Origin of the sequence: Microcoleus sp. MOSTC5 (assembly GCF_036701825.1) — a bacterium.
GTDB lineage: Bacteria > Cyanobacteriota > Cyanobacteriia > Cyanobacteriales > Microcoleaceae > Microcoleus > Microcoleus asticus.
This window is the reverse complement of the sequence record NZ_JAUBRK010000039.1, coordinates 66737-76781: the sequence shown is the minus strand read 5'-3', so window position 1 is coordinate 76781 and position 10045 is coordinate 66737. Positions and strand designations below refer to the sequence as shown.

Below are 10045 nucleotides of genomic sequence, written 5' to 3'. Positions count from 1 at the left end.
CTGCCTATCTTTTTTTAGCACACTTGGGCTCAATCCTTACAAAGTATGGGTTTGGGGCGGGTTGTTACCCCCCCAGGTTGCGGATATATGAGACTTAATCAACCTCTAAATGCAGTTTGAGAGCAGCATTTACCAACTGCATGATTCCCTCACTCAAACTTCCTACTGCATCGCTGCTGATTCGCTGTTTAGAAATTGTCCGTACTTGCTGTGCTTGCACTTTAGAAGGTTTGGGCAAACCGCTATCCTCTGGATTTAGCAACACCTCAAAAGGGTAGACACGGGTTATATTAGAGGTAATTGGTAGAATTGTAACTGTATTGGCAGCACGGTTATTAGCGTCATTGCTCACCACCAATACGGGACGGCGTTTATCTATCTCAGAACCAACCGTAGGACTGAGATTAGCGTAGTAAATTTCACCACGTTTCATCTGTCAATCCATCGGCAACTGTTACATCCCAAGCGGAGTCTACTTCACTAGATGCTTGTCGGTAAGCAGATTCTAATTCTTGATTTCGCAGCAATTCCAAAGCTACTTCAATTACTTGGGAGGGCGATTTGCATCCTTTAGCAATTTTGTAAGTTTCAATAAACTGTAGTAGCGAGTGTGATAAGGAAATTGATATTTTTTCAGCTTGCATTATCTTAGCAATTGGTAATTACAAAGATTTTTACTCAATTATAGCACAAGCAGTAAACCAGAGTAAATTTTACTATTTACATCCCGATCGCCCTTTTTGTGGCAAGATGGATGAAAGGGCTCTCGCACTTACGGACTAAATCTCCTCAAAAATTGCGCCTCGCTGCTGTAGATTCACCTGCATCTCCTCATCGATTCCTGAATTGTTCCCGAATCTGGCTGCCTCGACATTCGCACCGCTGAAATTAGTATTTGTTAAGTTCACTTCCAGCAGATTTGCGCCGCTCAAATTGGCACCGCTGAGGTTAGCTAAAGCCAGACTTGCTTTGTGCAAATCTGCGCCGCTTAAATCAGCATTTCCTAAGAAAGCGCCACTCAAATCTGCACCGCCGAATTTGGCATTTTGCAGGTTGGCGTCGCTGAAATCGGCATCGCTTAAGTTTGCACCCCGGAAATTTGCCCGATCGAGATTTGCGCTGCTAAAATCCACTGCACTTAAAGTGGTTCCGCGCAAGCTGCTACCCGCGAAATCCAGTGCTGGATTGAGATTGGCAATTTTTGCCAACTCCACAAAGTTGTCTGTTTCAGCGGAGATAACGCGATCGACCATTTCCTGCAATTCCGATTCAGCTTCCGGGACAATTTCCACTTCGCGCGGTTCAACCGGAGGCAAATTGTAGGAAAATAGCGCCCAACTGATAGCTGGTTGGAGTTTATTTGCTTGCAAATATACAGTCAGGATTCTTTCTAAAACTGAATGTTGATTGGGCGTGATATCGTGCGGCCATAAACCCTCCGCATCTGTGAGATAAATATCTTCTTTAGCCGCTTCAAAAGCCGCTGCCATCCGAAATTCTTTGGCAGCTACTTCTCCTAGCTTAGCACTTTTTAGCAAACCTTTTAATACTGATTTGCCCTGTTCTACTGCAAAAATCCAAGCTGGCGTTGTATCATTGCTTATTGTGGAAACTTGACAAAATATAATCTCTGTTTCCTTGCTTTTTTGCGGATTCTCGCCGCCCTGAAATCCCCGCTGATTTTCGCTAACTAAAATTTCTGCACTATTTTTAATCGGCAGGGTTTCTTTTATTGGCAAAAGCTTGAAAGAACCGACTAACTGACGCGATGCTACGGGAATTTCGCAATTTTCTAGATAAAGATTGAGCGTCCCGCCTTGCAGACCAAATTTGACGCGACCACCTAGCAGGGGTTCCCAATGCTCGTTAAAATTCAGGCTCAAGTGAATGTCGAACTGCTGGGTTTGGGCTGCAACCGATGGAACTGGAATTGCTTCTAATTGCATCCACAAGCAATCTGGGTATTTGTTGTGAGACTCTAGCGATCGCATATCGGTAGATGTGCTGGCTTTGCCAGACTGTGATGGAGATTTTGAGGAGTGCCTAATTTTTAATCTATCACACTACAGCATTTTTTTATCCATTGAAACTGGAAATTTTGTTTATCCGCCCTTCATGGGTTTTGCTGAATTTGGCTTTTTACCCAATTCCGAAATGCTTTCACTAATTCCAAATAGTCCATTGTTTCTGCTTGTTCCAAAAATCTGACAATCTCTAATATCGGTAAGCTGGGAAATGCTAAACTGCGATCGCCCTCAACGTATTCTCCATTTTCTAATCTGTTGATTCTGAGTCGCGATCCATTATAAATCCAAACTTCCGGCACTCCCAGATCCGCATAAACCTGCAAGGTATTTTGCGAACGGCTGGTAATATCAATTTCCACCACTAAATCCGGCGGCGGATCTTGAGTCATGTCGATTCTTTTTTTGCCTTTAATTGCACTAAGATTCTGGATGTAAAAACATTCATCCGGTTCTGCACCGCTAAGTTCAGGACGCTTGAATGTGGTAGAACCACGGGGTGCAATGTTGAGTTCCAATTCTTCTGCTAGGGTTTCAACAAATCGACCCATTACTTTTTTGTAAAGTTCGTGTTCTGGGGAGGGTACCATAATTTCAAGATTGCCGCGATTATATGTCAGTCGAATTTGCCTATCGCCGATTTCGGCAAGCAAAGTTTCGTAGGTTTGCCAACTGATACCCGATAGCTGGACAATTTGTTCCGGGGGGGCGAGAGTTTGAGCGATCATCTGATTTTAGATTTTAGATTTTAGATTTTAGATTTTAGATTTCTCCCCCGAATAAATCCGGGTCAGAAACCAAATTGTTTTGGATGATAGTGCTAGTTTTATGCTTGATTTCTTTGCACTTTTACATTATATCATTGAAAAAAGCTCGATCGCTCTTTAATTACTGAATAAAAATATGTGCGGTCGAGTCCGATTTTTTACTCACCAATCTGCGCCGGAAATACCGCCGACAAATCCAGAGACAACTCTGGAAAACCAGGAATTACTACCGTCAGATTTGGCAACACAACTCGTTGCAATTGATAATTATAACTCCCGTTTTGTTTCTGATAAGGTTCGCTGTACATTTCCAGTTGATTATCAACCAAATTAAATATCCAATAATTAGAAATCCCAGTCTCAGCATAGAGAGACAACTTGGTTGTGCGATCGTACTTCAACGTAGAATCCGCAACCTCAATTACCAACAAAATATCAGCCGGCTCCGGGTGAGAAGATAAATAACGATCGGCTCGATTACCGGCAATAACAACATCAGGCTCTGGTTCGCTATCCTCAGACAAAATAATTGGCTCTTGTGCGCGCACGCGAGCGCGTCTTGCCAGTAAAATGATTAACTCCTCAACTAAAAGACTGTTACAAAAAGAGTGCAGCCTACCTTTCGCAGCCATAATGATAATTTCTCCGCGAATCAATTCAACTCGCTCATCGGGGGCGAAAAATCCCAGTTCTCCCAAACGGTGATATTCGGCGATCGAAAATCGTTTTGCAGTTACGGCAGTCATAGCTTTTATTACCCTCTACAATTACCAACATTTCCAATGCTACTCAAAAATCCCACCCCGTGCGGTCAATTCAACCTTCACGGCTTCCGAAATTCCCAGACAACCCGAAAAGTTCGTATTTTTAACCACCACATTTTTTAAATCAGCGCGGCTCAAATCAGCCCCCTTTAAAATCGCCCCGCTCAAATCTACACCGCTCAAATCAGCATTTTTTAAATTAGCTTCAGTCAAATTTGCATCTACCAAAATAGCATTCGGTAAATAACCACTGCTCAAATTTGCGCTGGTTAAATTAGCACGGCTCAAATTGGCCCGGGGCAGCTTGGTTCGCAAATCAGCACCGCTTAAATTCGCGCTGCTGAGTTCAGCATCCCGCAAATTAGCATTGCACAAATTAGCATCAATTAAAATAGCAGCGCTCAGCAAAGCACCGCTGAGATCCGCCAAGGTCAAATCTGCGCCCTGGAAATTTGTTTCGCGCAAATCTGCACCGTTAAAATCAGCGTAGTGCAAGTCAAAACCGCTTAAATTAGCCCCGGCAAAATCCTCAACCAGATTCAAACCAACTGTTTCTGCAAGTTGTACAAAATTCTTATTTTTATCTGTAAAAAACAGTTCCCGGACGATCGCCAATTGCTGCTGCCGGTACTGGTTAGCCTTCTCGTAATCTGCTAAATACTTGTAACCGAGCTTCAAATTCTTGAGAGCATTGCGCTCACTGCGATCGTCCTTGCTGGCGCGCGCCATTGACAACTGCTGGTGATAACATTCGATCGCACCAGGCAAATCTCCATTAGCATCGCAAGCTAGCGCCAAATTGCCCAAAGTTTCCAGCTCAGAGCGCCCGTCGCCACTTTCCCGCGCGATCGCCAAACGCTGTTGCTGGTAATCAATAGCACTAGAAAAATCCTCCAGAGCACAGCAAGCATTGCCCAGATTTCCCAAAGCATTCGCCTCACCCCGGCGATCGCCAATTTCCCGCGCTAACATCAAATGCTGCTCGTAGCAGTCGATCGCCTGAGCATAATTTCCCAGCGCTTCGTAAGCTACGCCCATATTTCCCAGCGCCGCACCCGATCGCCGCTTATCGTCCATTGAGCGATACAGCCCCAGCGCTTCCTGCCAAGAATCCAGCGCCGCCTCAAATTGGCGTGCCTGATATTGCGAAATCCCTTGCTTGATTAGCTCGCTAGCTTGTTCGCTCATACTGTCACAATTAGTTAATAACTAAAGTTGATATTAATCGACTCAAAGCGGTAATTGTTAATCGGTAATAGCTAATCGGTGGCCTCCTCTCCCGTCTCCCCTGACAGATGTAGGTTTTTTACTGCTAGGAGGAGTTAGGAGTTATAAGGTAGAAAACTCCTCCTATTGAGTGTGAGGGCAGTAAACACTTTCCCTAGAAGGACGTAACCCATAGCAGAGAAGGTCGGCTGACTGGCGTTTCAGTCCTATTCAGTCCGTCTAATCAGATTAACGATCGCCCCAATTAGTTCATCCGGTTCAACGGGCTTGGCAATATGCCTTTGGAACCCAGCAGCAAGCGCTTGCTGCTGATTAACATCCCCCGCATAGGCAGTTAAGGCGATCGCGGGAATTTGCCCACCTTGCTCTGGTGGTAAAGCTCTCACTTGGCGCAGCAGCATATAGCCATCCATATCTGGCATCCCAATATCGCTCAGCAGCACGTCTGGCTTAAATTCCATTAACGCCGCCAAAGCTTCGCCTGCTGAGTTGGCCCACATGACGCTTGCCTGAGCCTCCTGCAACAGAAAAACCAGAAACTCCCGTGTATCGGTATCATCATCGACCACTAAAACTTGAACGCCTTTCAAAGTCAGGGATGCCTCAGAACATTGCTCCCGATCGTTGACGCATGGCTCAATTGGCATCAGCGGCAGTCTGACGGTAAATGTGGCTCCTAGCTCTTCACCAGGGCTGTCTGCCTGAACCGTTCCGCCATGTAGTTCAACTAGGTAACGAACGATCGCCAATCCTAATCCCAATCCCCCAAACTTCCGCGTCGTGGCACTATCGGCTTGGCGGAAGTAGTCAAAGACGTGTGGCAGAAACTCTTGAGGAATGCCCTTGCCGTTGTCGCTGATGGTGATTTGAGCTTGATTGCCCACTTGCTCTAATCGCACCTCAACCCGACCGCCTGCGGGGGTAAATTTAACAGCATTGGAAAGCAGATTCCACACCACTTGCTGCAAGCGGGTTGGATCGCCTGACACAGCACCCACGTTGGAATCCAGGCTGACCTCTACCGCAATAGATTTGGCCCCGGCCGCCAGCCGCACTGTTTCGAGCGCCGTTGTTATAGTCGATGCCAAATTGATCGAAGTGGGATTCAGGCTGAGCTTCCCTTGCAAAATCCGGGAGACATCCAGCAAGTCTTCAATCAATTCCGATTGCAACTTGGCGTTCCGTTCAATCGTTGCCAGGGCTTGTGCCGTCTTCGCTTCGTCGAATTTGCGAACTTGTAGGAGTTTTGACCACCCCAAAATGGGATTGAGGGGCGATCGCAGCTCATGGGACAGTACAGCCAGAAACTCGTCTTTGATACGGTTGGCTTGGAGCAACTGCTCTGCTTGCTGCTGTAATGAATTTGTCAGGTTGACCCGTTCCAGAGCGATCGCTACCTGATCGCAGGTTACTTGCAGCAGGTCAATTTCTTCTGAAGTAAAGCAAGTCCGGGTCAGACTGCCGAACGAGAGTGTCCCCAATAACCGTCCCCGAGCAATCAGCGGTTGAGAGGCATAAGCGGTAATACCCATTGAGCGGATAATTTGAGCATGAGGATTAGTGGCAAGTTGCTCTCGATCGACAACAATTTGCCGGCGATCGCGGGCAACCAGTCCACAGATGTGTTGACCGAAGTCGATCCATTCCATCGTGGCTACCACTTCCTCAGAAATCCCGCTAAAGTTGCTCAGATGTAGCTTTTGCCGATTGTCTTTCTCCTCAACTAAGAAGTTGTAGTAACAATGCAGTTCTAGCTGGGCTGAGAGCTTGCTAAACAAGGTGTTCATCAGCGCTAGGGGTTGTTCGGTGGCAAGCAAATCACTGGTCATTTCATACAGCAGGTGTAGCCGTTGGTTTGCCTGTCGCTGCGCGGTCTTGTCCTGCAAGATATTAACAAATCCTTGCGTGTTGCCCGTTTCATCCTGTAACGGCATCATTAAACCGCTCGCCCAAAAGCGGCTGCCGTCTTTCCGCAAATGCCAGCGTTCGTTCTCTACTTGTCCCTGGGTCAGAGCAATTTGCCTCTCCTTCTGTGCTCGTCCCTGTTCCTTGTCTTCGGGGGTGAACATGATGCTACCGTGGCAGCCGATCGCCTCTGCGTCTGTGTAGCCCAAAAGCCTTTGGGCGCCAGAATTCCAAGTCGCAATCGTGCCATTGAGATCGAGAGTGAATATGGCGTAATCTTTTGCACTCTCAATCATCAGACGCAGGCGGGATTCACTCTGGCGCAATGCGACTTCTGCTTGGAAGCGATCGGTGATGTCAATACAGGAACCGATGTAACCCAGGAAATCGCCTTCTAATGTAAACCGGGGGACTCCTGTGTCTAGAAACCAACGGTGGACTCCATCAAAGCGCCTGAGGCGATATTCCATCTGAAACTGTTGCCGAGCATCAAACGCAGTGACATAAGTATCTAAGCAATGTTGGCAATCATCGGGATGGACTCCTTCTAACCAACCATTACCCATTTCTTGCTCCACCGTCCGTCCAGTAAAGTCTAGCCACGGCTGATTAAAGTAATTACAGAGTTTATCAGTTCCAGACATCCAGATCAGAACAGGAGCGGTATCTGCCATTTGCCGAAAGCGAACTTCACTATCGCGCAGTTCAACTTCTGCTTGTTTGCGATCGGTAATGTCAATGATAAATTCCACGCCCTCTGCTTCATTGAACTGCCTCGCAGCGAACAATGCCCACCAGCGCGAGCCGTCTTTGCGGATGTATTCCTTTTCATAAGGAGTCGTGCGCCCGGTTGCTTCAAACTCCTCGACTGCTATCAGGGAATGGGGCATCCACTCCGGCGGTGTCATTGTGTCCCAGCGCACCAATCCTTGCTCAGTATCCTCACGGCTGTAGCCGCTCATGCGGAGGAAAGCATCGTTGGTTTCGGTGATAGTACCGTCGGTTTTGAAGAAAATGACCCCGACCGTTTCGATCGCGAGCGCCCGACGCAGACGCTCTTCGGATTCGCGCCAGGCAAGGCTCGATCGATCGCGATCGAATACGATGGTGGCGACTTGGGTGGCGAAGTCGGACAGTCGATACTCCAAATCAGTCGGCATCCGCGCCTCGTCGAAGCACAGCATCAGAGAACCAAGGGGCACGTTATCTGTGCCGTGTATGGGGGCGGAATGACACGCCAGCACGCCGTGAGCCACGCATAAGTCTCGCCATCCTTGCGACCAGCGATCGTCGTTGGCGATGTCCGCACAGGTGACAGGTGTGCCGGAATACACTGCCTCGCCGCACGTACCGATGGCAAGCTCATTAATCGGGGCATCCTTGAGTCCTTGAGCGAATGACGGCTCAAAACCCGGGGTGATGGAGTAGGGAAACGTCATTCGCTCGGCATCGGCTACCAGGATGCAGGCTCGCGTGCGCGGATTTAGCTTGGACACGGAGGCACACAGGGATGAGAGACATTCGTCCAGCGGGCGTCCTGAGGCGGTCAACTCCAGCAGTCTCTTCTGCTCTACCAGCACGAGTTCCGCGTGTTTGCGATCGGTAATGTCAGTTGCAAAAATGGTCAGCCCATCGGCCGAGGGGTAAACCCGGTACTCAAACCAGCGATTCCAGGGCAGATAAAGATACTCAAACTGGATGGGCGTTTGTTCGCTCATCGCCCGATGGAATTGAAGGTAAACATCGGTGTCAACGGTATTGGAAAACAAGTCCCAATGGTTATAACCGAGCAGTTCTTCTCGCTGCTTAAAAACAATTTCGCACAAGCGATCGTTGACGTAGGTGTAGTGCCAGTTGCGATCGAGAGCAAAGAAACCATCACTGATGCTAGAGAGAATGCTTTCAACCTGCTGGTGAGCTGTTTCTGCTTGTGGCTGCAGCACCTGTTCCTGCTGCATTGCTTCGGGCTGCTGTTGCGCCAGCTCGATATTTGTTTCCACTCGTGCTAACAATTCACGGTCAGAAAACGGCTTAGTCAAGTAGTCGTCGGCTCCAGCTTCAATGCCCCAGAAATCGAGTAGCACGTTCACCAGCTTCAGCAACCGTTGCCCGTTGCGCTGCACTACCTCCATCCGTTCTCGATGCGCAGCGGGTAGCGGCACGTTTAGATCGGTGAGAGCCTCCTCAGTTGAACCCAATATCAGGTTGAGGGGAGTCCGAAATTCATCGCTGACGTTAGTGAAGAAAACCGTTTTGGCGCGATCGAACTCTGCCAGTGCTTCAAGTCGTTTCCGCTCTTGTTCATAAGTGCGGGCATTGGAGATGGCTGTTGTCACCTGCCCTGCGATCGAGTCAAAAAAGCCTTTGTAATCATCATCAAACACTCTGACTGGACTCACTCCGGCAATCAAGAACCCGAAGGTTTCTCCCGATCGGGCGAGTGGTAGAATGACCGCTTGATGGGGAGATTGGGACCATGCGCCGCCCGGTAAAAGTCCAAATCGCGCCTCTACATCCTCAACTATCTTGCTTTGACCCGTCTCCATGACTTGCCTCAGTTGCCACCCTTGGGACGTTTCAGGGGATGTCAGATCGATCGCCTCTGGGCTGGCGGTGGTTCCGGCGGCTAACCTTGTTGTGCTTGCAAGTCGTGCTTGAGTGCGATCGGCATCGAGGAGATACAGCAGCGCAAACGGGATGTCACAGGCGTTAGAAGTCAATGCGGTGGCGGAAACCAGGCAGGCGGCTTCTACCGTCTTGGCGGTGATTGTTTCTGCGCCTAATTCACGCAGCGTCCTCAAGCGGCGATCGTTCAACACCCGCTCAGTTTCTTCGCTGACAGCGCCAAACACACCGCCTGGTGTGCCATCATCGCCGGGAACAGGACTGTAGGAGATGGTGAAGTAGGTCTCCTCTGGATACCCGTTGCGCTCCACAATCAGCAAAGCTTCTTTATTCCATGACGATTTGCCTTCATTTAAGACGGCTTCAGCTTGAGATCCAACGACCTCCCAAACGTCTGCCCAGAGATTAAACGCAGATTCGCCTAAGGCCGCAGGATGACGCTTACCCAGGATAGGGATGTAAGCGTCGTTGTAGAGGTTAATCATTTGATGTCCCCACCAGATGAACATGGGGTAGCGGGAACCCAAGACAATCCCCATTGCGGTTTTTAAGCTTTGCGACCATTTCTCGACAGCGCCCAGGAGGGAAAGCGACCAATCGTGCGATCGGATCAGCGCCCCCATCTCGCCACCACCCGCAAAAAGCTCTTGAGGAATTTCATCCGATCGATTGACGCTCATTTTTTTTTATTCCTGCCTAAAAATATTTGGTTTGCAGTGCCTCAGCTTCAAAA

At 48.6% G+C, this 10045-nt stretch carries 7 protein-coding genes; all 7 read right to left on the bottom strand.

Annotation, left to right across the window (positions count from 1 at the left end; all coding sequences use genetic code 11):
- Window positions 1–94: 94 nt before the first annotated feature.
- Window positions 95–433 carry a type II toxin-antitoxin system PemK/MazF family toxin gene (locus tag QUA54_RS21365; RefSeq protein WP_333185264.1) on the bottom strand — a complete coding sequence of 113 codons (339 nt, stop codon included), beginning with the start codon at window positions 431–433 and terminating at the stop codon, window positions 95–97.
- Window positions 420–644 carry a CopG family transcriptional regulator gene (locus QUA54_RS21360; RefSeq protein WP_333416196.1) on the bottom strand — a complete coding sequence of 75 codons (225 nt, stop codon included), beginning with the start codon at window positions 642–644 and terminating at the stop codon, window positions 420–422. The genes QUA54_RS21365 and QUA54_RS21360 overlap by 14 nt, the downstream gene beginning before the upstream one ends.
- Window positions 645–779: 135 nt before the next feature.
- A complete protein-coding gene (locus tag QUA54_RS21355; protein WP_333416195.1) occupies window positions 780–1991 on the bottom strand; it encodes a pentapeptide repeat-containing protein in 1212 nt (403 codons plus the stop codon).
- A gap of 122 nt (window positions 1992–2113) precedes the next feature.
- A complete protein-coding gene (locus QUA54_RS21350) occupies window positions 2114–2752 on the bottom strand; it encodes a Uma2 family endonuclease (protein ID WP_333416194.1) in 639 nt (212 codons plus the stop codon).
- Window positions 2753–2949: 197 nt separating this feature from the next.
- Window positions 2950–3537, bottom strand: a complete 588-nt coding sequence (locus QUA54_RS21345; RefSeq protein ID WP_333416193.1) for a Uma2 family endonuclease — start codon at window positions 3535–3537, stop codon at window positions 2950–2952.
- 39 nt (window positions 3538–3576) lie between these two features.
- Entirely contained in the window at window positions 3577–4743 is a 1167-nt protein-coding gene (locus tag QUA54_RS21340) for a pentapeptide repeat-containing protein (protein WP_333416192.1), read from the bottom strand.
- A gap of 245 nt (window positions 4744–4988) precedes the next feature.
- A complete protein-coding gene (locus QUA54_RS21335; RefSeq protein ID WP_333416191.1) occupies window positions 4989–9992 on the bottom strand; it encodes a PAS domain S-box protein in 5004 nt (1667 codons plus the stop codon).
- Window positions 9993–10045: the final 53 nt, after the last annotated feature.